The organism is Acinetobacter pittii (assembly GCF_022449185.1).
GTDB classification, from domain to species: Bacteria; Pseudomonadota; Gammaproteobacteria; order Pseudomonadales; family Moraxellaceae; genus Acinetobacter; species Acinetobacter pittii_I.
The window spans coordinates 395255-416194 of the sequence record NZ_JAKUKO010000001.1 but is presented as its reverse complement, the minus strand read 5'-3'; the positions used below and the strand labels follow the sequence as shown (position 1 = coordinate 416194).

25 protein-coding genes are annotated in these 20940 nt (G+C 38.0%); 12 read left to right on the top strand and 13 right to left on the bottom strand.

Annotated elements, in window-relative coordinates; genetic code table 11:
* Nucleotides 1–2: 2 nt before the first annotated feature.
* From pyrD to MKX14_RS01885, 6 genes are all read right to left on the bottom strand, one after another.
* Nucleotides 3–1007, bottom strand: a complete 1005-nt coding sequence (gene pyrD, locus MKX14_RS01910; RefSeq protein WP_086265864.1) for a quinone-dependent dihydroorotate dehydrogenase — start codon at nucleotides 1005–1007, stop codon at nucleotides 3–5.
* A gap of 89 nt (nucleotides 1008–1096) precedes the next feature.
* Nucleotides 1097–1576 carry a type II secretion system protein GspM gene (gene gspM / locus MKX14_RS01905; protein WP_240281614.1) on the bottom strand — a complete coding sequence of 160 codons (480 nt, stop codon included), beginning with the start codon at nucleotides 1574–1576 and terminating at the stop codon, nucleotides 1097–1099.
* Nucleotides 1576–2715, bottom strand: coding sequence for a type II secretion system protein GspL (gspL, locus tag MKX14_RS01900; protein WP_240281613.1), 1140 nt, complete (start codon nucleotides 2713–2715; stop codon nucleotides 1576–1578). The genes gspM and gspL overlap by 1 nt, the downstream gene beginning before the upstream one ends.
* A 23-nt stretch (nucleotides 2716–2738) precedes the next feature.
* Nucleotides 2739–3194 (bottom strand): SixA phosphatase family protein, encoded by a 456-nt coding sequence (locus MKX14_RS01895; protein ID WP_005068324.1) that lies wholly within the window; start codon nucleotides 3192–3194, stop codon nucleotides 2739–2741.
* 56 nt (nucleotides 3195–3250) lie between these two features.
* Nucleotides 3251–4324: an NAD(P)H-dependent glycerol-3-phosphate dehydrogenase gene (gene gpsA / locus MKX14_RS01890; protein WP_002115297.1), complete on the bottom strand. Its 1074-nt coding sequence runs from the start codon at nucleotides 4322–4324 to the stop codon at nucleotides 3251–3253.
* Between the two features lie 34 nt (nucleotides 4325–4358).
* The gene (locus MKX14_RS01885; protein WP_240281612.1) at nucleotides 4359–4934 is read right to left on the bottom strand and encodes a nitroreductase family protein; all 576 of its coding nucleotides are present in this window, start codon (nucleotides 4932–4934) and stop codon (nucleotides 4359–4361) included.
* A gap of 204 nt (nucleotides 4935–5138) precedes the next feature.
* On the opposite strand from MKX14_RS01885, the gene MKX14_RS01880 reads away from it, so the two are divergent.
* A complete protein-coding gene (locus tag MKX14_RS01880) occupies nucleotides 5139–5519 on the top strand; it encodes a hypothetical protein (RefSeq protein ID WP_005073503.1) in 381 nt (126 codons plus the stop codon).
* Nucleotides 5520–5557: 38 nt separating this feature from the next.
* On the opposite strand, the gene rhlB is transcribed toward MKX14_RS01880, so the two are convergent.
* On the bottom strand, nucleotides 5558–6709 hold the full coding sequence (rhlB, locus tag MKX14_RS01875) for an ATP-dependent RNA helicase RhlB (RefSeq protein WP_002115257.1): 1152 nt from the start codon (nucleotides 6707–6709) through the stop codon (nucleotides 5558–5560).
* 109 nt (nucleotides 6710–6818) lie between these two features.
* The gene (cspG, locus tag MKX14_RS01870) at nucleotides 6819–7031 is read right to left on the bottom strand and encodes a cold-shock protein (protein WP_000126912.1); all 213 of its coding nucleotides are present in this window, start codon (nucleotides 7029–7031) and stop codon (nucleotides 6819–6821) included.
* A 373-nt stretch (nucleotides 7032–7404) separates the two neighbouring features.
* On the opposite strand from cspG, the gene MKX14_RS01860 reads away from it, so the two are divergent.
* From MKX14_RS01860 to thiG, 5 genes are all read left to right on the top strand, one after another.
* On the top strand, nucleotides 7405–7650 hold the full coding sequence (locus tag MKX14_RS01860; RefSeq protein WP_005068314.1) for a sulfurtransferase TusA family protein: 246 nt from the start codon (nucleotides 7405–7407) through the stop codon (nucleotides 7648–7650).
* A gap of 133 nt (nucleotides 7651–7783) precedes the next feature.
* The gene (rpoH, locus tag MKX14_RS01855) at nucleotides 7784–8650 is read left to right on the top strand and encodes an RNA polymerase sigma factor RpoH (RefSeq protein WP_002115267.1); all 867 of its coding nucleotides are present in this window, start codon (nucleotides 7784–7786) and stop codon (nucleotides 8648–8650) included.
* 110 nt (nucleotides 8651–8760) lie between these two features.
* Nucleotides 8761–9126 (top strand): DUF423 domain-containing protein, encoded by a 366-nt coding sequence (locus tag MKX14_RS01850; RefSeq protein ID WP_002115263.1) that lies wholly within the window; start codon nucleotides 8761–8763, stop codon nucleotides 9124–9126.
* A gap of 13 nt (nucleotides 9127–9139) precedes the next feature.
* Nucleotides 9140–9337, top strand: a complete 198-nt coding sequence (gene thiS, locus MKX14_RS01845; RefSeq protein WP_002115323.1) for a sulfur carrier protein ThiS — start codon at nucleotides 9140–9142, stop codon at nucleotides 9335–9337.
* A gap of 13 nt (nucleotides 9338–9350) precedes the next feature.
* The gene (gene thiG / locus MKX14_RS01840) at nucleotides 9351–10136 is read left to right on the top strand and encodes a thiazole synthase (RefSeq protein WP_001154366.1); all 786 of its coding nucleotides are present in this window, start codon (nucleotides 9351–9353) and stop codon (nucleotides 10134–10136) included.
* Between the two features lie 102 nt (nucleotides 10137–10238).
* On the opposite strand, the gene MKX14_RS01835 is transcribed toward thiG, so the two are convergent.
* A complete protein-coding gene (locus MKX14_RS01835; protein WP_240281611.1) occupies nucleotides 10239–10862 on the bottom strand; it encodes an HD domain-containing protein in 624 nt (207 codons plus the stop codon).
* 19 nt (nucleotides 10863–10881) lie between these two features.
* Nucleotides 10882–11655 (bottom strand): peroxide stress protein YaaA, encoded by a 774-nt coding sequence (gene yaaA, locus MKX14_RS01830; protein WP_069031023.1) that lies wholly within the window; start codon nucleotides 11653–11655, stop codon nucleotides 10882–10884.
* Between the two features lie 125 nt (nucleotides 11656–11780).
* On the opposite strand from yaaA, the gene MKX14_RS01825 reads away from it, so the two are divergent.
* On the top strand, nucleotides 11781–12413 hold the full coding sequence (locus MKX14_RS01825; RefSeq protein WP_005068305.1) for an alpha/beta hydrolase: 633 nt from the start codon (nucleotides 11781–11783) through the stop codon (nucleotides 12411–12413).
* Between the two features lie 57 nt (nucleotides 12414–12470).
* Here MKX14_RS01825 and rtcR read toward each other — a convergent pair whose 3' ends face one another.
* Nucleotides 12471–14072, bottom strand: coding sequence for an RNA repair transcriptional activator RtcR (gene rtcR, locus MKX14_RS01820; protein ID WP_240281610.1), 1602 nt, complete (start codon nucleotides 14070–14072; stop codon nucleotides 12471–12473).
* A gap of 67 nt (nucleotides 14073–14139) precedes the next feature.
* Between rtcR and rnz the strand changes: the two genes are divergently transcribed.
* The 5 genes from rnz (at nucleotide 14140) to rtcA (ending at nucleotide 18868) form a co-directional block, all read left to right on the top strand.
* Nucleotides 14140–15114 (top strand): ribonuclease Z, encoded by a 975-nt coding sequence (gene rnz / locus MKX14_RS01815; protein WP_240281609.1) that lies wholly within the window; start codon nucleotides 14140–14142, stop codon nucleotides 15112–15114.
* A gap of 255 nt (nucleotides 15115–15369) precedes the next feature.
* Nucleotides 15370–16638: an RtcB family protein gene (locus MKX14_RS01810; RefSeq protein WP_046811617.1), complete on the top strand. Its 1269-nt coding sequence runs from the start codon at nucleotides 15370–15372 to the stop codon at nucleotides 16636–16638.
* 4 nt (nucleotides 16639–16642) lie between these two features.
* Entirely contained in the window at nucleotides 16643–17092 is a 450-nt protein-coding gene (locus tag MKX14_RS01805; protein ID WP_046811618.1) for a hypothetical protein, read from the top strand.
* Nucleotides 17089–17547, top strand: a complete 459-nt coding sequence (locus MKX14_RS01800) for a DIP1984 family protein (RefSeq protein WP_240281608.1) — start codon at nucleotides 17089–17091, stop codon at nucleotides 17545–17547. The genes MKX14_RS01805 and MKX14_RS01800 overlap by 4 nt, the downstream gene beginning before the upstream one ends.
* 259 nt (nucleotides 17548–17806) lie before the next feature.
* Nucleotides 17807–18868 carry an RNA 3'-terminal phosphate cyclase gene (rtcA, locus tag MKX14_RS01795; protein WP_240281607.1) on the top strand — a complete coding sequence of 354 codons (1062 nt, stop codon included), beginning with the start codon at nucleotides 17807–17809 and terminating at the stop codon, nucleotides 18866–18868.
* Nucleotides 18869–18886: 18 nt separating this feature from the next.
* Here rtcA and pepD read toward each other — a convergent pair whose 3' ends face one another.
* Nucleotides 18887–20347 carry an aminoacyl-histidine dipeptidase gene (gene pepD, locus MKX14_RS01790; protein WP_240281606.1) on the bottom strand — a complete coding sequence of 487 codons (1461 nt, stop codon included), beginning with the start codon at nucleotides 20345–20347 and terminating at the stop codon, nucleotides 18887–18889.
* A 171-nt stretch (nucleotides 20348–20518) separates the two neighbouring features.
* Nucleotides 20519–20902, bottom strand: a complete 384-nt coding sequence (locus tag MKX14_RS01785) for a hypothetical protein (protein ID WP_005068294.1) — start codon at nucleotides 20900–20902, stop codon at nucleotides 20519–20521.
* Nucleotides 20903–20940: the final 38 nt, after the last annotated feature.

Genomic DNA, 20940 nt, shown 5'->3' with positions numbered 1-20940 from the left:
ACTTAAGTCATGGCTGCAACACATTGTTTCACTAGAACAGGACCGGTATAAATCAGCCCGCTATAGATTTGAACTAATGTTGCTCCAGCTTGCTGTTTGACTGCTGCTTGTTCACCCGACAAAATTCCGCCCACACCAATTAATGGGATTTGTCCTTTCAATGTTTGAGCAAACAAACGTAAGCATTCTGTACTTTTTTCAAAAACAGGTGCACCAGATAAACCACCCGACTCATTACCATTAGGTAGATTTTCTACACCTTCTCTTGATAAGGTCGTATTAGTAACGATCAAGCCATCAATTTTAAACTGCACTAATTGAGCTGCAATAAACTCAACATCTTCAGCTGTTAAATCAGGTGCAACTTTTAAAACCAAAGGAACATAGTGGTTATTTTGTTCAGCTAGCTCAAGTTGTCTTTCTTTTAAGGTTTGCAACAATTCAGTTAATGCATCGCCACTTTGTAAACTTCTTAAGTTCTTAGTATTTGGAGATGAAATATTAACGGTAATATAAGAAGCGTAGTTATACACTTTCTCAAGGCAAATCAAGTAGTCATCAACAGCTTTTTCTACAGGCGTATCAGCATTCTTACCAATATTGATGCCTAAAATTCCTTTAAACTTTGAAGCTTTGACATTTTCAATCAGCTTATCAACACCATCATTATTAAACCCCATACGGTTAATAATGGCTTGAGCTTCTGGAATTCGGAATAAGCGTGGCTGCGGATTACCCGATTGAGGACGCGGTGTAATTGTTCCAATTTCAATAAAACCGAACCCTAACCCAGCTAAAGCATCAATGTGTGCACCATTTTTATCAAGACCAGCCGCCAACCCTACCGGATTTGGAAATTCAATTCCCATACAAGTTGTTGGTTTCGCTTCTACGCTCTGACGTAGTAGGCCGAACTTATGTGCTTTATCAAGCATAGATAATGTTAATTCATGGGCACGCTCTGGTGCTAAACTAAACAACATTGGGCGAGCAAGTGAATATAACATACCAATCACAATCTACTGATTTTAGGTAGGCATATTATAGGCACAGGGAGCACAAAACACCATGCTTAAGACCAGCATATTTTAATATGTTATTGAACCGTCGCTGTTAATTTAATCTGTCCTTCACTTGAAACCATTTCCATTTTTTCAATATTTAAGCCCATTTGTGCCAGTTGGGTTAAAAAGTTCGCTAAAATTGCATAATTCTGATGAGTAACAATAATTTGTAACTGCTCGCCATTTTGTTGAGAAGTAACAGTTAAACCTTGTTGTTGAGCTACACGTTGTATTTTTTCTGCTTGCCCTAGCTCAAGCTCACTCGCAGGTTTCATAGTAACTGCATTACTTTGCATCCACACCATCAAATCTTTTAAATCATTTAAGCGCTGTTGCTGTTGTTCTGCTAAGGAATGCATTTTCCAAAGTGAAGCCCCAATAATAGCCACTACAACAAAAATTGTAGTAAAGACCACCATAATACGTTCACGCACAGTTAAACGATCTAAATATTGATTAACTTGTTCGATCCACTGATCAAAGCGGTTCTGCAATTGAGCTAACATTTTCATTATTGTATTTTCACCACCCCAATTGCCCCACCACCATCGGCTTGAACATTACCTAACTCCGCCTTAAATCCTTGCTGATTAAGCTGCTGTGTTAAAGCTTGCAAATCATCTCCCGATTTTGCTTTCAAGGCCATGGTTAGTGTAGAAGCATCATAATTTAATTGCTGAGCTAAAATTTGTCTTTGCATCAAAATAGGTCCAACACGGCTCAATAAAGAAAGTGCTTGTGTATCGCCTTGTTTACTCATTCTTAAATGACTTTCAAATTGGCTTTTTATATTTTGTTCATTTACGCGACTAGAAGGACCAAACCAATATTTATATTGTTCAATCGTCTGTTCAGCTGTTTGATTCGCTACATTTCTTAATTTTACCCAACGCAATAAATCATAGCTAAACTGAACCACAATGATTGCTAAAAGAATAACAGCACATGCTTTCCAGTAACCTGAGACAGTTTGCTCTTGTCCTTTGGCTTTCGGTAAAACATTAAAAGGATGCTGTTTAGGTTTATCTAAACCCTGAAATTGATAAAAAAACTCTGAACGTTGCTCAACACTAGAAGCTGCTTCTAAGCTTTCTAATTGTTCTGTCGTTAATCCACTATATTGATAGTTTGTTTCAACTGGCTGGAATTCCAAAAACAATCCCAAATCATCTAGTGAATTACCGACCCATTTACTTTCACGCGCCAGTAATTTTTGGTCAATATTACACAGGATAACTTGCTGTTCTTGTGGTTCTGGCAAAATCAAAAAGTCTGGCAACAAAGCAACCAGCTTGATTGGCAACAAATTCATCGCATGTTGCCATGTTTCCACAGTAGTTTTTGCAACGCCCAATATTGTTAATTGATCAGCATGAAAATGATGAACTACTTTCATGTGATCAATAGGCAAAGTTACAAACTCTTCAAGCAAATATTTAACACCATCTGCTCCGAGTTGCTTGTAATGAGACTTTGCTATTTGTTGCTGGAATACCTGAGCATGACGACTAGGAAAAAAGACGACAGCCTCTTTTCCTTGGTGCAATTGTAGGTCTTGTATTAATTGATCGAGGCTTTCAGCCTGCAACCAGTTTTCTCCGTTAGACCAATGCCATATTCCATTGGTTTCAGGCATCCATAAATACAGCATAATGGGCTAAATAACCTTTTTATTTATATTGTGGGTATAAAACTATTTTTTTGTGTTGATAAACCAGTTGCAATCACAGCCTGATCATAAATTCGAGCTTCAGCCAGTGCAAATGGATTAAAGTTTTCATGGGTCAGCAGTTCAGCAATATGCCCTACTACATTCATATGACACACGACCACAATTGACTCATAAGGAATCTGAGATAACCACTCGACTGCCTCTTTGGCGTTATCATCTGGTTTAATTTTATCGCATAACAACACAGGCACATCTTTAAAATACGCTTGAATATGTGCCAATGTCTCTTGAGCACGTAACAAAGGACTAACTACAAAAATATCAGGCTTAACAATATCTTTTAAAAATGTTGCTGTCTGTTCTGCTTGAGCATGTCCACGAGCAGTAAGAGGGCGTTTAGTGTCGTTACCATTTACAGGTGGAGCGGCTTCCCCATGGCGAACCAATGTCAGTTGCATAAATTTTCCTTGTTAATAATTCCTGCATTATAACCACAATTTATGACATTTCTTCTTCAGACTTCGTGATGAGGTAAAACAAATTCAACATCACTACGGTGTCCGTTTTTCATAAGAGATAATGCAATATTTAAAGGAGGCGCCCCTTCAAAAATAACTTCATATAAAGCGTTAGTGATAGGCATATAAACATCTAGTTCTTCTGCTTTACCACGCACCTGAACAATTGTATTGATGCCTTCTGCTGTCTGCCCCAACTCTTTACTCGCCTGATCCAGCGTTTTACCCGAACCTAAAGCATAACCAATCTGATAATTACGGCTTAAAGGGCTATTACAAGTCGCGAATAAATCACCAACACCTGACAATCCCAAGAATGTAAGCGGATTTGCACCTTGTTTTACTGCAAAACGGCTCATCTCGGCCAAAGCACGCGTTAAAATCATACTCTTGGTATTTTCACCAATTTTGTAAGCAGCACCAATTCCCATTGCAACCGCATAAATATTTTTAAGCGCACCACCTAACTCTACACCGTGCACATCATCGCTACCAAAAACACGGAATAAAGCACTATGTAAGGCATGTTGCACAGCATAACGAACTAATTCGGAGTCACTGGCAATAACGGTGCCGGACGGCATGCCCGCCATAATTTCTTTTGCAAGGTTTGGACCTGATAGCACACCATAAGGAACTTCAGGTAATTCTTCACGAATGATATCGCTCATGAAGCTGAAAGTTTTAGCTTCAACACCTTTGGTTAAAGACACAACCGCTTGTGCAGTAATATAAGGAGCGATTTGTTTTAAAACATCACGGAATGAATGACTTGGAATTGCGACTAAAATAATATCTCGGTCACATACAGCTTGCTCAAGATCAGACACAGCACGTAATGATGACTCTAAAATAAAATCTGGCAAATAACGTTTATTAATGTGGGTTTTATTAATTTCCTCAGCTGTTTCGGCGTCACGAATCCAGATCATGGTATCGCAACCATTACGTGCAGCTAAATTTGCCATAGCCGTTCCAAAGCTTCCTCCCCCTAGAACGGTAATACGTAAAGCAGTTTTTTTATCAACCGCAACAGGTTCCACCAAATCTGTAAACTTAAATTCAGCCATCTTTTATTATCCTATTTCTTACTTTTACAGACGTTTAAGCCTGCCAAACTTTTACGAATTCTTTACTTTCAATATCTGCACGCGGTGCAATTACTTTAGCTGCTGTGCCGACGTAAATAATACCTGAAATTAAATCACGAGATTGCAGACCTAAATGCTGTTTTAACCAATTTGATTCGACAACTGCACCACTACGCCACATGGTCGAAAAACCTTGAGCTTGCAGAGATAATAAAAGATTTTGTACTGCAGCACCCGTACTTAAGATTTGTTCGAAATGCGGTACTTTCGGATGATCTTGTAGTTGTGTAAGCGCTAAAATGAGTAATGGTGCGCGAAAAGGATGTTGCTTAACGCGTTCAAGTTGAGCAGGATCAGTTTCACCTAAATCTGCCAAAGCTTTTGCTAGAACCTCACCAAAAGCTCCACGTTGTTCGCCAGAAACAATTACAAAACGTGTTGGCTTAAGTCTATGATGATCTGGAGCTGTTAAAGCAGCCTGAAAAGCCAACTCTAATTGATCTGAGTTTGGAGCGGGTTCAATTAATTGGCCAATAGACTGACGCTGATGAATATTTTGGTGAATTATTTGTATTGCTGATTCCGTCATTAATATTGATCTAACTCAAAAATTCAAAATAGATTAGCATAATCTACCGTTAATCCACCATTGAATCTAGCTTATAAAATTAGCGAACTCTCACTTTGACATTTTTTAATACAAAACATCAAAACTCATACAACGTCTTCAAAATCAAATAGAAAACTTATGTTCAAATAGCAATATCTTTTAGCGATTAACTTTAGGTGCATTATGAAAAAAATAATTTTAGCGAGCGCAATGAGCGGTGTTGTTTTATTACTTGGTGCTTGCGCAACTACTCCTAAAAATACTTTAGCAGTTCAAAAAGAAAATAATCAGTTTGAAGTTACAGGTATTGGTAAAACCAATTTAATTGCGAAAAATAATGCAATTACTGCAGCTCAAAAAACTTGCTCAAAAAACACCACACCAGTCGTTGTAGATGAAAAAACAACATATAACGGTGTATTAAAAGATGTTGTAAGTGAAAAAACCGGTCAAATGGTTGAAGCTGCGGCAGGTGTTATTGGTACATTAACTGGTAAAAATGCATCTTTAGCAAAAGATGATGACTACCAAACAACGCTTACTTTCTATTGTAAAATTAATTAATCAAAAAAAATCCCAATCAAATGATTGGGATTTTTTTATTAGCAATAACCATCTAATCTGGTCAGTGGTAATTTTTTACCAATTGCTTTTTCAATTTCGGGTAAATAAAAGGCATCATCTTCAGATAAGAAACTAATACTTACCCCTTGTGAGCCAGCACGACCTGTACGACCAATACGGTGTACATAATCATCAGATTGTTCAGGCAATGTAAAGTTGATGACATGCGACACGCCATCCACATGAATACCACGACCAGCAACATCTGTCGCAATCATAATATTATGTTTACCTTGCTTAAATTGCTCTAACATTTTTAAACGTTTATCTTGAGCAATCTCACCTGAAAGCATACCAACTCTATATCCATCTTTCTTTAAATGATCATAAAGACGGCGGACTTGGTCACGTCGATTAGCAAAAATCATGACCTTATCGATTGGCTCTTCACGCAAGATATCTTGCAGCAAACGATATTTATCTTGTTTAGCTACAACATAAACACGTTGCTCTACATCGTTATTGGTCTTTTGTTCAGGCTCAATTTCAACAGTTACAGGTTCAAATAACCATTGTCTCGCCAAATTCAAGACGTCATAACTAAACGTCGCTGAGAACATGAGTGTTTGACGTTGTTCCTTGCGTGGTGAATAACGAACAATACGTTTTACCGAAGGAATAAAGCCCATATCTAATAAACGGTCAGCTTCATCAATGACTAAAAATTCAATTTGATCGAGCCAGACTTCTTTTTGTTCTACAAAATCGATTAAACGCCCAGGTGTAGCTACCATGATATCGACAAAATTAGCATCAAGTTGCTTCTTCTGCTTATCGAAATCAACACCACCCAATAGGGTCACTAAATGTAAATTAGAGAATTTTGTGAGAAATTTCGCATCACTTTCAATTTGCAATGCCAACTCACGAGTAGGCGCCAAGATTAAAGCACGAGGCTCGCCACGGAAGCGTTGCTCTTGAATCGGATTATTGAGTAAATCATTAATTACACTAATCAGAAAGGCAGCTGTCTTACCTGTTCCTGTTTGTGCTCGCCCAATTGCATCATGCCCGGCTAATGTATATTTTAAAACCTTTTGCTGAATTGGGGTCATTTGAGTAAACCCTAAAGCATCAATCGCCTTTTTAAGTTGCGGATGTAAATTCAAGGTTTCAAAACCAGATGTCATAAATACGCGCTCTAACAAACAATCTCTCGAATGAGAAGATCATTATAAACAAAAACGCCCCAATTCAAAAATTGGAGCGTCCATCATTCATCAAAAAGATGAATTAGTCTTAGTCTAAAGGCTGAACGTTTTCAGCTTGAAAACCTTTTTGACCTTGTACAACGCTAAACTCTACGCGTTGACCATCACGTAGAGAACGGTGACCGTCACCTACGATTGCACGGAAGTGAACGAATACATCGTCGCCGCCGTTACGTTGAATAAAACCAAAGCCTTTAGTGTCATTAAACCACTTTACTACGCCTTGTTCACGAGCTGTCATAAGTCAATCCTCAGATGTTGAAAAAAGGACCTTCCGGTGTTGCAAACAGCAGAGCAAACAAGGTTTTAAAATATTTATAATCTTAAAGCTTGTAATCATTCTGTAAAACTATCAACAATTTCCGGTTACATCCATTTGTTATAGGGTTATTAAATCAATTTGATTGTGTGGTAAATCCTAAAACGGTTCGAGCTTAACACGGGTTTATGACAATTAATAGAATTTTTTTCAAATATTTCCCCTATTTTTAGTTCTTTTTTTAAACAGCTTATTACAATATTTTTTATAGAAATTCCCTGCATCTTCTTTCATAAAATATGCTGTATTTATTAAAAATTTGTTAGAATATTTTTTTCAGTTGTTTTGATGATGAATGAGCAATACTTCTTCTAATACAGCACCCATTGAAATTAATGCCCTTGGACAACCCTGCCCAATGCCATTGTTAATGCTAAAACGTGAACTTAAAAAAGCGTCAGGCAAACAACAATTTTTATTAAAATCTTCAGATCCTCATAGTGAAATTGATGTAACTCGTTACTGTGGTTTACATCATTTTACATGTCAAACTACACACATATCGGAAAGAGAATTTCACTATTTAATTGAAACTCAATAATTCTTTGCTAAACTAAAAGATTAGAAATTGCATAAAATTTTACATTTCTCTACCCAATTTTCCTTAATTATGAAGCTGATTCAAATTAAGATGAATTTATTGGTTATCCCATTCGATCCTATAAGGAGAACTCATGAGTGACAGCAGCAATCAATTGATGCCCCTGTCATTGTCTGCGCCCGGTGTAAACCTTGGTGCATATATCAGTACTGTCAATCAGATTCCTATTTTAACGGCCGAGCAAGAAAAAGAACTTGCTGAACGTTATTATTATGACCAAGATCTTGATGCCGCAAAAATGCTGGTAATGTCGCATTTACGTTTTGTCGTTCATATTGCGCGCAGCTATGCAGGTTATGGCCTACCACAAGGCGACCTTATTCAAGAAGGTAATTTAGGCTTAATGAAAGCCGTGAAACGTTTCGACCCAAATATGGGCGTGCGTCTAGTATCTTTCGCCGTCCACTGGATTAAGGCAGAAATTCATGAATACGTTATTCGCAACTGGCGTATCGTCAAAATTGCAACGACAAAAGCTCAGCGTAAATTATTTTTCAATTTACGTAGCTTAAAAAAATCGAGTAAAAAATTAACGCTCGAAGAAGCTCAATCGATTGCTAATGACTTAAATGTAACTCCAGAACAAGTTCTGGAAATGGAAGGTCGTTTAACTGCTTATGATGCTGCTTTTGAAGCACAAGGCGATGACGACGACGATACTCCACACACAGCGCCTGCGTTGTATCTTGAAGATAACCGCTACGACCCTGCCCGTTTAGTCGAGAACGAAGACTGGGAAGAGCAAAGTACTTCAGCCTTGCATGATGCAATGGACCAGTTAGATGACCGTTCGCGTAATATTTTACAACGCCGCTGGTTAGATGATGACAAATCTACTCTTCACGAGTTAGCAGCTGAATATAATGTTTCGGCAGAACGTATTCGTCAGCTTGAAAAGAATGCGATGGAAAAAATCAAAACTGCCATGTCAGCAAGCTAAAATAAATGAAAAAATAAAAGGGCGAATCGCCCTTTTGTTTTATCTGGCTATGTTTAGCCAACCCAATCTATGTTAACGTTGCCTTTCATTATTCAGTTGCGTTTTTTGTTATGTGGATCGCCATTTCAGCCCTTAATCTTGCTTTTGCAGTCATGTTGGGTGCTTTTGGAGCACATGGTCTTAAAGCTCACGCGGGTCCTGAGCAACTTGCTTGGTGGCAGACTGCAACCGACTACTTTTTTTATCATGCGCTTGGCCTATTAGCTCTTGGTATTTTAAGTAAGGTTCTTCCTCATTTCCCAATCAAGTTATCTTTCTTGCTTATCCAGATTGGTATTCTATTTTTTTGTGGTTCGCTTTACATCATGGCGCTAGGTTTACCACGAATATTAGGCGCAATTACGCCAATCGGTGGAGCCTTAATGATTGCGGGATGGCTAGTCTTGGCTTGGAATGCTTTCAAATACGCAAAATAATCGGAATGTGATCATGCAAATTTATTTAAATGGCGAATTAACGGACACGCCTAGCCAAAACCTGTTGCAACTCATTCAGGAGTTGGCACTTGAAGGAAAACGTTTTGCTGTTGAGCACAATCAGCAAATCGTTTCTAAAAGCAAATTAGAGCAAATTTCTATTGCTCAACATGACCGTATCGAAATTATTCACGCTGTTGGCGGCGGCTAAGTCGGAGTTATCCATGCAAGACACCCCTCTCATTATTGGTTCACGTTCTTTTCAATCTCGTTTATTGGTCGGAACTGGCAAATATAAAGACTTAAATGAAACGGATTTAGCTATTCAAGCCAGTGGTGCAGAAATCGTAACCGTCGCAATCCGCCGTGTAAATATTGGACAAAATCCAGATCAGCCGAATTTACTTTCGGTCATTCCACCAGAAAAATATACAATCTTGCCAAATACTGCAGGTTGTTTTGACGCTGACAGCGCAGTACGCACGTGTATGCTAGCGCGCGAACTACTTGATGGTCATAACCTAGTAAAACTTGAAGTGTTGGGTGATGAAAAAACTTTATATCCAAATGTAACCGAGACTTTAAAAGCCGCTCGCACTTTGATTGATGACGGTTTTGAGATTATGGTCTATACCTCTGACGACCCAATCATTGCTCAAGAACTTGAAAGTATGGGCTGTGTTGCAATTATGCCTTTAGGTAGTTTGATTGGTTCAGGCCTAGGTATTTTAAACCCGCATACCATTTCAATTATTAAAGAAAATGCCAAAGTACCGGTTTTAGTAGATGCAGGTGTTGGTACAGCAAGTGACGCTGCTATTGCAATGGAACTTGGTTGTGATGGTGTATTGATGAACACAGCGATTGCAGCTGCTCAAAATCCTATTTTGATGGCTTCTGCAATGAAGAAAGCTGTTGAAGCAGGACGTGAAGCATTTTTAGCTGGGCGTATGCCACGCAAACGCATGGCAAATGCAAGCTCGCCAGAAACAGGTTATTTCTTTAAGTAATTTATTTCCAAGGAATCACTGCTTTTTCCAGTGATTCCTTTCTCCTAACGTATAACCATTTTATCTTTTAAAAATATATCGCTTTATTCTAATATACTTAGGCTATTCCAATATTCGTCTTAAATTATCCTTGGCGTTTAACTCAAAATTCTTTTGGAAATATACAGTTTGATAAAGTGGCTCAGACTGATAAAAATGTATTAAAACTTGTTTTCTCTTAATTGAATATACTTCTGGATCAACCCAAGAATACTCCTGCTGAATTTGCTGTTCATACTGGATAAAACGTTCAGGTGTTACTGCCAAAATAGCTAAATCAATATCCAATAAAAATTGCAAATCTGTTTCATCAGTTAATGCATGCTTTTGAGTCGCAAGAATCCAACGCTTTATTTTCTCTAGAGTATCGGATGATAAATCTTGCGCCATCAATTGTTCAAATAACTCAGCACTTTTAAGCTCATTATCTGGTGCTTGAGGATCATAGATAACATCATGAAACCAGAGAGCCAATGCAACAGCATACGGATCATTTAATTCGTATTGAACCACCTCCATTAAACTCAAACATTCACATAAATGTTGGACGGTATGGTAGGCTCGCTGTTTTTCACTATAAGCCGCAATAAGTTCATCATAGATTTTCTGCGGTTCAGAAAAATCATAATGCTGATGCAGCTCAAACCAAACATGCTTTAGTTTTGATAAATAAAGCTGCATTATCATCTATTAACCACGCTTAAAATTATTGCTCATCACGTTTAAATACCAACTCTTTTGCCGATGAGTTATCAGCATCAAAGTAATAACCCTCGGTATTAAACGCTTTGATGTCTTCAGCTTTATTTAATTGGTTTTCAACAATAAAACGAGCCATTAAACCGCGTGCTTTTTTCGCATAGAAACTAATGACTTTATATTTGCCATTTTTCTGGTCAAGAAAAATAGGCTTCACGATTTCAGCCTTAATTTTCTTTTCATTGACAGACTTGTAATATTCATCTGAAGCTAGATTTACCAGCAATTCAGATTTAATTGTTGCCAAGTCTTCATTAATTTGGTTAGTGATGATATCACCCCAGAATTCATACAAATTCTGACCGCGAGTATTTTTTAATTTAGTACCCATCTCTAAACGATAAGGCATCATTAAATCCAAAGGACGCAATAAACCATATAGACCAGATAGCATACGTAAATGCTGCTGTGCAAAATCAATATCTTTATCTTTTAAATGATAAGCATCTAAACCGGTGTAAACATCTCCTTTAAATGCATAGATTGCTTGGCGAGCATTTGAGAAATTAAATTCGGGATTCCAATCCCTAAATCGATCTGCATTTAGTGTGGCAATTTTTTCACTGACACTCATTAAACTCGCAATTTCCGAAGCAGAAAGTTTGCGACAAACATCAATTAATTGTGCTGAGTTTTCTAACAAGCGAGGCTGAGTAAACTCATCTGTAGGTAACGCTGATTCATAATCTAAAGTTTTTGCAGGAGAAATTAAAGCAAGCATAGACAACCTGAAAAAATTATTCTTAATACCAACTATAACAGTAGATATTTTTTAATGCTAACTCGTGTTTTCAATGACGACTATCGGTAAAATAGCATCACGTATTGTTATTTAGCGGTTCTTATATGTCTGAGCAAACTTTCATCCAGGGTCCAGTAGGTAAAATTGAACTTTTCGTTGACCGCCCTGAAGGTGAAATCAAAGGCTTTGCGGTTGTTTGTCATCCGCACCCATTGCAAGGTGGAACCCCTCAACATAAAGTCCCTGCCCTTTTAACCCAAATCTTTAATGAATATGGTTGCATTGTTTACCGCCCAAGTTTCCGCGGCCTAGGTGGCAGTGAAGGCATTCATGATGAAGGCCATGGTGAAACTGAAGATATCTTAGCTGTCATTGAACATGTTCGTAAGCTTCATGAGGGCCTACCATTTTATGCAGGCGGTTTTAGCTTTGGCTCACATGTTTTAGCAAAATGCTTTGCACAGCTTGCACCTGAATTACGGCCTGTACAGTTAATTTTATGTGGTTTACCAACAGCTACTGTAGTAGGTTTACGTCACTATAAAACTCCTGAAATTCAAGGTGATATTCTACTCATTCATGGTGAGCAAGATGATATTACTTTACTTTCAGATGCAATTGAGTGGGCAAAACCACAAAAACATCCAATCACAATTTTACCGGGTGCTAACCACTTCTTTACAGGCTATTTAAAGCAGCTTCGCCAAATCATTACACGTTTTATTATCATGAAATAAACGGTAACTTGTTGGGCATAACTTGAGAGTATGCCCATCATTTTATAAGCCATGTCATTATTGAAAATTATTCCAACTTAACCCAAAACGGGCTAAATATTTTTTCACTCTGTCACTATCGTTTGTTGTATTACGTTGTTGGCGAGATACCGAAAAGAGTTGTCTTCCCGCCTCTGCCATTGATTTTGAATTTTCACAGACTTTGAGCACACCTCGCAATTGAATCTGATCAAATTCATCTATTTGTTCTAGCTGCTCAGGACTCAAATAGTTCAAAAGAATATCTTCATCTTTATCATTGTAAGATTCATCCTGAATAAGCCAAAGCTGCTTTAGACGTTGAATTTCTTTTTCTACAGCTTCACGGCGAATTAACTCACCATGCGATAAAGTTGCCAACCGAGTTACGCTTGCTGCCAAATCTCTAAAATTACCTTGCCATGATGCATCTGCCGATTTAGCAAACTTTAAATATGTTTCTAAGGCATCACATTGAAAACGTAATTGTCTTTGATGAATTGCAGCAAAACGCTGGAGCTCGAAATCAATATTGGGCGCAATATCTTCTACACGGTCTTTTAAATTTGGTAAAAAGAACGTCCACGTATTCAAACGGGCCCATAAATCTTCACGGAATCGACCAGCTTGAACTTCATTACGTAAATCACGGTTAGTACCTGCAATTAGCTGAAAGTCGGCCTGAATTTCTTTATCACTTCCAACGGGAAAAAAGCTTTTGTCTTCTAGCGCTTTTAGCAGCATAGCTTGTTCATCAAGTCCCAATTCACCAATTTCATCTAAAAACAAAATGCCTTGGTCAGCACTTCTTAATAAACCAGCACGAGATGCAGCTGCTCCTGTAAATGCACCTTTTATATGACCAAATAAAGTTGACATGGCACTATCACCACGCAAAGTTGCACAGTTAACATCAATAAAACGGCCGCTTAATTGAAATTTATCTTTCTTTAACTGAAAAATTTGTTTTGCCAAATGAGACTTACCAACCCCTGTTGCCCCCATAATTAAAATAGGCGCACTAGAGCGGGTTGCAACTAATTCAACTTCCTCAATAAGCTGATTAAACGCTTTATTATGAGTAGAAATATTGGCTTTAAGTTGTTGCCAATTTTGTTTTTGTTCATCATCGAAGCGCTGTTTTAAAACATCGTATCGAGACAAGTCCAGATCAATAATTCTATATTCACCTTCTGATGTCTTGTGTTGGTTAGGTGAACTTTGAATGAGTTGAGCTGGCAAATAATGCGCATCTACCAATAAGTACCAACAAATTTGAGCAACATGCGTTCCTGTCGTGATATGCAGTAAATAGTTATTTTTTTCGACATCAAACGGATAGGTTTTTACAAAGTCATAGAGTGCACCATAAACTTCAGCAAAATCCCAAGGATCTTTAATGCTGACCCTATGTCCAGAAACCTCAGTTTGTGGAGAAATTTCTTTCGCGTCTACTGCTATAGATTTAACTAAATTATGATGTTGTCGATCATGTAAAAGCACCAATTCATCTACAAGCAAATCTTCATGCATTAACAGGCTAATCGTAGGACGCCAACGTTGCCATCGATCTGGCTTTCTCCCCTGATCAAGTGTAGAACCGACAAAGCCAATAACGACTGTTTTCTTTGCATCCTTCATAATTTCTATAAAATTTTATAAGTGTCTATAATATACAATACGCATTTGACCAAACAATTCCAAGAATATGCTTCATTTTACTTTTTTAGGCACGTCTTCAGGTGTACCGACCCTGACACGTAATGTTTCAGGATTAGCAGTTCGTAACAGCAAAAATAAGGACTGGATTTTAATTGATGCTGGCGAAGGGACACAGCATCGCATTCAACAAGCCAAACTTTCACTACAAAACCTAGTTGCCATTTGTATTACACATGTTCACGGCGACCATTGTTATGGTCTAGTTGGTTTATTGGCAAGTGCAGGCATGAATGCCCGTAGCAAGCCCTTAATCGTGATTGCACCGAAAGAAATTCAGCAATGGTTTGAAATCACTGCCCAGCTTACAGACTTACATTTGCCCTATTCCCTTCAATTTATTGATGTAAATGAAGCAACACAGCCACAACAGATCACTGACGAATTCATTGTTCAAGCACACCCTCTAAGCCATCGTGTTCCAAGTTTTGCTTTTAGCATTTATATCAAATCTATTCAGAAGAAGTTAGATACCCAAGCTCTAACTCAGCTTGGCATACCTCAAGGCGATATGTGGGGCCATTTAAAACGAGGCTACAATATTGAATTTGAGGGACAAACTTTAAAAGCTCAAGACTTTATCAAAATTCAAAATCACCAAGTTCATGCAATTATAGGTGGTGATAATGACCAACCAGAACTATTAGCTGACGCTTGCAAAGATGCCCAACTCCTTATTCACGAATCAACATACTTGCAAACGGTTTTAGATAAAGTCGGCAAAGGTCCAATGCATAGCTCAGCAAAAATGGTGGCTGAATTTGCAGAAGAGCAATCTTTAAGTAATTTAATTCTGACGCATTTTAGCCCTAGACATCAGGATAAAGCTGGGCAGCAAGCTATTACCGAAGAAGTTCGCCAGTTTTATAAAGGTCATTTTTATTTAGCAAATGATTTTGATGAATTTACTTTAAATGAAGCTGGACAGCTTTTAAAAGTCGATAAAAACGGGAAGACCCATTAAACAAATATATCCCAAAAGATATTTAAATATATTTTTAGATATCTTTTAAATATTAAAATTTCCAACAGAAATTAGTTACGCAGAAAGAATAATTATTTTTATACATTATTTTCAATAACTTATATTTCTAATTAAGTGTATTTTTAAAAGTTGGCACATTCAGTGCAATAGTACAAAGCACACAACATCATTCGAATATTGTGAATAACACCTGCCTGCAAACGCTTGGCAGGCAGGCTTTGAAAGGAAAAGAAAATGTCTGTCATTGAAGAAATTAACCAACAAGCTCAGTTTGAACAAAAGCAGCAAGAACGTTCTTATCAAGTTCTGCAAAATGAAAAAAGTATGCCAGTCAAAATGTGGACTAAAGGCGTGCTTGTTGATGACAACTCAAAACAACAATTATTGCAAACTGCTCAAATGCCTTTTATTTATAAATGGATGGCTGTAATGCCAGATGTACACTTCGGTTTAGGAGCAACTATTGGTAGCGTGATTCCAACTAAAGGGGCAATTATTCCTGCTGCTGTGGGTGTAGATATTGGTTGTGGAATGATGGCAACCCGTACAAGCTTAACTGCTTCAGATTTACCAGATAGCTTACATGCTCTACGTACTGAACTTGAACGATTAATTCCACATGGAATGACAAAGCGCGGACGTGATCGTGGTTCATGGGAAACTCCACCAGAAATGGTAGATCAAGCTTGGACCGATCTGGTTGCAGATTTTGAATATATTTGTGCAAAACACCCACGTTTAAAAAACACTAACAACCGCAAACATTTAGGAACTTTAGGTACTGGAAACCACTTTGTCGAAATCTGTTTAGATGAGCATGATCATGTTTGGATTATGTTGCACTCAGGTTCTCGTGGTGTAGGAAATGCTATAGGTAATCATTTTATCGAACTTGCCCGTAAAGATATGCAGAAACATTTTATTAATTTGCCAAATAAAGATTTAGCATACCTAGTGGAAGGAACTGAACACTTTGATGATTACTGGTTTGCTGTAGGTTGGGCTCAACGCTTTGCGATGAAGAACCGAGAAATTATGATGCAATCTGCGATTAAAGCCTTGGCGACTATTGTACCAAAGCCTTTTCAGGCACGTTTGGAAGCAGTGAACTGTCACCATAACTATGTGGAAAAGGAAGAACATTACGGTGAAGAAGTAATGGTTACTCGCAAAGGTGCAGTCCGTGCACGCCTAGGTGAATACGGTATTATTCCAGGTTCAATGGGTGCGAAGTCGTTTATTGTCCGTGGACTTGGAAATCAGGAGGCTTTTTGTTCATGTTCACATGGTGCAGGCCGTGTTATGAGCCGTACTGAAGCAAAACGACGTTTTACTGTGGAAGATCAGATTGCACAAACTGAAGGTGTAGAATGCCGTAAAGATGCCGCAGTTATTGATGAAATTCCATCGGCATATAAACCAATTGAAGATGTAATGAAAGCCCAAAGCGATTTGGTTGAAGTGGTTTATACATTAAGACAAGTGGTGTGTGTTAAAGGGTGATCTAATGAACCAAATTGAAACTGGAATTTTGCAATTTGAATGGGCAATAAAACTCTATTTATATGAAAATGCATTTGTACCAGCTATTACTTTAGCTGGTGCTGCGGAAGGTATTTTTGGTGAAATTAAAAGTGGCTATATATTTCATCAAGTCAGTGAAAATATTGCCATAAAAAACAACTTACAAGTAAAACTAGTTTCTAAAGAAATTAATAAAGTCAGAAATTGGTTAAAGCATGGGAGTTGTCATCAATCATTTACCGAGCTAAGTGAGCAAGAGTTTACAGAGGCTGCAATCAGTCGAATCATTATTGCTGCAACAGCCTTAATTCATTTAAAACCTGATTACATGAGTAATTTGTTTATTAAATTTATGCAGCATACTCAAACCCATTATTCAGATTTCCTACCCGATGATAATTTTGACTGGAATAAAATAGAGATAGAAGAATGAAACTCGCAGAAGCACTTTTAGTTCGAAGCGATCAACAAAAAAAGCTCGCTTCGTTAAAACAACGAATCAATGCGAATGTATTGGTACAAGACGGTGATGAACCAAGTGAAGATCCAAATGAACTCATCAAGCAGATATTTGCTTTAACTCAAGAAAGCAATCAATTGATTTGTCGTATTCATTTGACCAATGCACAAGCAAAACTGGAAGATGGCAAAGTATTATTGTCTCTATTAAGCTTGCGCGATAGTTATGCTGAACAGCATAAGATTTTAATCGATGCGATTGCTAATACACATCGAGAACCTGATCGTTATAGCTCACGTGAAATTAAGTGGAAGAAAGTCATTCCTGTTTCTGGCTTACAAAAGCAGGCGGATGATATCAGTGCGAAACTCCGTGACTTAAACGTAAAAATTCAGGCTGCTAATTGGCAAATTGATCTAATCGATTAAACAATAGATTTTGTGAAATTATTTTCACAATCAAAGTTTGGGCATACTGGGCGAGTACAAGATCCTGCATTACTCCGATCTGAGGGATTGAAAATAATTCAGGCGGCTATGGCAGCATGTGAGCCGTGCATCGATATTCACTTATCAGGCTCAGCACTATGCACCTAGTAAACCTTTGTCAAAAGCAAAGTCACACGTTACTTCGCATTACCATGTACTGACAGTATGTTCATTAAATTAGAAAATAAGGAAAATATAAGTGAAGACAGTTTTGGCAAATATGCCAAAAGCCATTCAAATTGATGGCTCACAAGGTGAAGGTGGTGGACAGATTTTAAGAACCGCCCTTGCCCTTTCAATGATTACAGGCCAGCCGTTTGAATTAATTAATATACGTGCTGGGCGTAAAAAACCAGGTTTAATGCGTCAACATTTGGTTTGTGTACAAGCATCTCAACAAATTAGCCAAGCTTATGTAGAGGGTGCTGAATTACATAGCCAACGTTTATATTTCGCACCTCAGCATGTTCAAAGTGGTAAATATCAATTTCAAATCGGTTCAGCGGGTAGTACAACACTGGTTTTACAAACGCTTCTACCTGTTTTGTTATTACAAAATGAAGCTACTGAACTCACCATTTCAGGGGGTACACATAACCCACTTGCACCAACAGCAGATTTTATTGAACACTGCTTTTTACCTGCTCTAGCTCAAATTGGAATTAACGTAGATTTTAAATTAAGTAAAGCCGGCTTCTTTCCAATTGGTGCAGGTGAAATTCAGGTTACCGTTCAACCATGGCAACATCGAAACAAGCTAAATTTATTAGATCGCGGTGCTTTGCAAAGTAATGAGGCCTTTGCAGCTGTATTAAATCTTTCAGAAGAAGCACAGATAGCACAACGTGAATTAACCACATTAAGTAAAAAACTAAACTTAAGCTCTCAGCAGCAATTTCATTTAAATGGAATTAGCCAAGGCAATACAGTCTATGTGAAAGTTACTCATCAATATCACACTCAACTGTTTACGGCTTTAGGTGAGATGCGCAAAAGTGCAGAGCAAATAGCTGAGCATTTAGCAAAAGATGTAAATCTATATTTATCTTCGCAGGCTGTTGTAGATGAGTATTTGGCAGATCAATTGCTTCTACCTTTAGCTCTAGGTCAAGGTGGTGAATTCACCGCACAATGTATTAGCGAACACACTCGTACTCAAGCAGCCATGATTGAAAAATTTATTGATTGTGGAATCGAGTTTATCGAGTTAAATCCACATCATTTTCATGTAAAAGTTAAAGTTTTAGAAGCTCACAATTGAGCTTCTTATTTGTAAAAACTACTCTACAGATGCTAAAGCTGTTACCAGCAGCTTCCAGCATTTCTCTACAGTATCAACTTTGACTCGTTCACCCGGTGCATGTGCCCCCTGAATATCTGGTCCAAAAGAAACCATTTGTAAATGTGGATAATGCTCGGCAATAATCCCACACTCTAAGCCTGCATGAATTACTTTTAGATTTGGCTCAATATTAAATGCATTTTGATAGGCCTGCTGTAAGCACTTTAGAGCAGGCGAATCTGGATTTGGTGTCCAACCCGACACTAACGGCGTAAGTGTAGAGCCGATATTAAATTGACTGAAATGTTTTTGAATTTTTTCTGCAAAGTCTTGAGCTTCTTGGTTCACCATTGAACGGACCATTAAGACAGCTTTTCCGCCTTCTCTATTTAGTCTCACCACTCCAATATTATTTGAAGTCTCAACTACATCTGATAGAAGCTGACTCATACTTGCAACGCCATAAGGACTTGTTGCTAAAGCTTGCAACCATTCATTTTGCTGTTGTTGAGCAATCACTTCGGTCACTTCAGCACTATTAGGCTGAATAGTTAATTGCAGATTGTCATCAATACCTTGTAGCTGTTTTTTCCATGCTGTTTGATATTCAGCGAGTAATTGTTCTAATTCAGGCAATTGGTTAGATGAAATTGCAATGGTTGCCACTGCTTCTCGAGGTAAAGCATTACGAGCTGTACCACCGGTAAACTCCACAAGTCGTCCACCAAGCTTTGCTAAATACTCATTTAAAAAGCGGGCTAAAATAACGTTAGCATTGCCACGTCCTAAATGAATATCTACGCCAGAATGACCTCCTTTAAGACCCGCAACCTGAATATTCACAATATTCAAATTTTCAGGAATTGGTTCATAATTAAGCGGTTGCTCAACTTCAACATCAATACTACCAGCACATCCGAGATACAACTCGCCCCACTCTTCTGTATCAATATTAAATAACCACTTCCCTTTTAGTACACCTGCCTGTAAAAGTCGCGCACCACTCATCCCTGCTTCTTCATCAACTGTTAAAAGAACTTCAATTGGCCCATGAGCAATATCATTTGAGTCTAAAACTGCCAAAGCTAATGCTACCCCAATGCCATTATCAGCACCTAAAGTAGTATCTTTAGCAATTAACCAGCCATCTTCGAGGACTGGCTGGATCGGGTCTTTAAAGAAGTCATGTACTGTGCCAGTATTGGCTTGAGTGACCATATCTAGATGGCCTTGCAGAATAACGCCAGATACATGTTCTTTACCCAGAGTCGCATTCTTACGAATAATCAAATTCCCCACTTTATCTACGTAAGTTTCTAAATTTCGACTTTCGGCCCAGTTTCTTAAAAACTCACGAAGTTGCTGTTCATGCTTTGATGGACGAGGAATAGTGCAAAGTGTTTGAAAATGCTGCCAAACCACTTGAGGAGATAACGCTGCAATATCAACTTGTGTCATGAAAACCACACTCTAATTATGTAAATATCGTAATAATTTCAATATACACAATGCATTAAAGATAGGTAGGGATTTCGGGAAAGATTTTGTATTTTTTATATTTAATCTAAAGAGATTGTACGACTTTTCTAAAAAGCCGTACTTCATGAATAACTCTTAACAGCCGTGCGCTTAGTTTTTCCATTCAAATGCTGAAAAGCTGTGATCGGCCTTTAAACTATTTTCAACGGCCTGTGCAAGCTGACGAATAATACTTTGTGTTTCGATTTTCTCAAACCAGTCTTGTTCTTCATCAGGATTGGCAGAGATTTCACACATCAAATGCCCTTCATGGTCTGTTTTCTGACAAGTAATCGATAATGGCAAAAGATGATTATCTATACTGACTTCTACTTTTTCATGTTCATGCACAATGTGCTGCGCATCAAAACCATAATGCCCCAATTGCTTAAACAGTAAAGCCGCTACATATTCTTGAGTGATATGGCATTCATTTGGTGGATGATCAAGCACCCCATGCTGTGGGCAACTGGCAATAAATTGTAATTTTTTCATCCTTTGTCCTAACACTATTATCATTATCTGCACTTAGC

What these genes read in the sequence shown, in the direction of transcription:
- pyrD (WP_086265864.1), bottom strand. Translation starts at nt 1,007, where the DNA reads ATGTTATATTCACTTGCTCGCCCAATGTTGTTTAGTTTAGCACCAGAG.
- gspM (WP_240281614.1), bottom strand. Translation starts at nt 1,576, where the DNA reads ATGAAAATGTTAGCTCAATTGCAGAACCGCTTTGATCAGTGGATCGAA.
- gspL (WP_240281613.1), bottom strand. Translation starts at nt 2,715, where the DNA reads ATGCTGTATTTATGGATGCCTGAAACCAATGGAATATGGCATTGGTCT.
- MKX14_RS01895 (WP_005068324.1), bottom strand. Translation starts at nt 3,194, where the DNA reads ATGCAACTGACATTGGTTCGCCATGGGGAAGCCGCTCCACCTGTAAAT.
- gpsA (WP_002115297.1), bottom strand. Translation starts at nt 4,324, where the DNA reads ATGGCTGAATTTAAGTTTACAGATTTGGTGGAACCTGTTGCGGTTGAT.
- MKX14_RS01885 (WP_240281612.1), bottom strand. Translation starts at nt 4,934, where the DNA reads ATGACGGAATCAGCAATACAAATAATTCACCAAAATATTCATCAGCGT.
- MKX14_RS01880 (WP_005073503.1), top strand. Translation starts at nt 5,139, where the DNA reads ATGAAAAAAATAATTTTAGCGAGCGCAATGAGCGGTGTTGTTTTATTA.
- rhlB (WP_002115257.1), bottom strand. Translation starts at nt 6,709, where the DNA reads ATGACATCTGGTTTTGAAACCTTGAATTTACATCCGCAACTTAAAAAG.
- cspG (WP_000126912.1), bottom strand. Translation starts at nt 7,031, where the DNA reads ATGACAGCTCGTGAACAAGGCGTAGTAAAGTGGTTTAATGACACTAAA.
- MKX14_RS01860 (WP_005068314.1), top strand. Translation starts at nt 7,405, where the DNA reads ATGAGCAATACTTCTTCTAATACAGCACCCATTGAAATTAATGCCCTT.
- rpoH (WP_002115267.1), top strand. Translation starts at nt 7,784, where the DNA reads ATGAGTGACAGCAGCAATCAATTGATGCCCCTGTCATTGTCTGCGCCC.
- MKX14_RS01850 (WP_002115263.1), top strand. Translation starts at nt 8,761, where the DNA reads ATGTGGATCGCCATTTCAGCCCTTAATCTTGCTTTTGCAGTCATGTTG.
- thiS (WP_002115323.1), top strand. Translation starts at nt 9,140, where the DNA reads ATGCAAATTTATTTAAATGGCGAATTAACGGACACGCCTAGCCAAAAC.
- thiG (WP_001154366.1), top strand. Translation starts at nt 9,351, where the DNA reads ATGCAAGACACCCCTCTCATTATTGGTTCACGTTCTTTTCAATCTCGT.
- MKX14_RS01835 (WP_240281611.1), bottom strand. Translation starts at nt 10,862, where the DNA reads ATGATAATGCAGCTTTATTTATCAAAACTAAAGCATGTTTGGTTTGAG.
- yaaA (WP_069031023.1), bottom strand. Translation starts at nt 11,655, where the DNA reads ATGCTTGCTTTAATTTCTCCTGCAAAAACTTTAGATTATGAATCAGCG.
- MKX14_RS01825 (WP_005068305.1), top strand. Translation starts at nt 11,781, where the DNA reads ATGTCTGAGCAAACTTTCATCCAGGGTCCAGTAGGTAAAATTGAACTT.
- rtcR (WP_240281610.1), bottom strand. Translation starts at nt 14,072, where the DNA reads ATGAAGGATGCAAAGAAAACAGTCGTTATTGGCTTTGTCGGTTCTACA.
- rnz (WP_240281609.1), top strand. Translation starts at nt 14,140, where the DNA reads ATGCTTCATTTTACTTTTTTAGGCACGTCTTCAGGTGTACCGACCCTG.
- MKX14_RS01810 (WP_046811617.1), top strand. Translation starts at nt 15,370, where the DNA reads ATGTCTGTCATTGAAGAAATTAACCAACAAGCTCAGTTTGAACAAAAG.
- MKX14_RS01805 (WP_046811618.1), top strand. Translation starts at nt 16,643, where the DNA reads ATGAACCAAATTGAAACTGGAATTTTGCAATTTGAATGGGCAATAAAA.
- MKX14_RS01800 (WP_240281608.1), top strand. Translation starts at nt 17,089, where the DNA reads ATGAAACTCGCAGAAGCACTTTTAGTTCGAAGCGATCAACAAAAAAAG.
- pepD (WP_240281606.1), bottom strand. Translation starts at nt 20,347, where the DNA reads ATGACACAAGTTGATATTGCAGCGTTATCTCCTCAAGTGGTTTGGCAG.
- MKX14_RS01785 (WP_005068294.1), bottom strand. Translation starts at nt 20,902, where the DNA reads ATGAAAAAATTACAATTTATTGCCAGTTGCCCACAGCATGGGGTGCTT.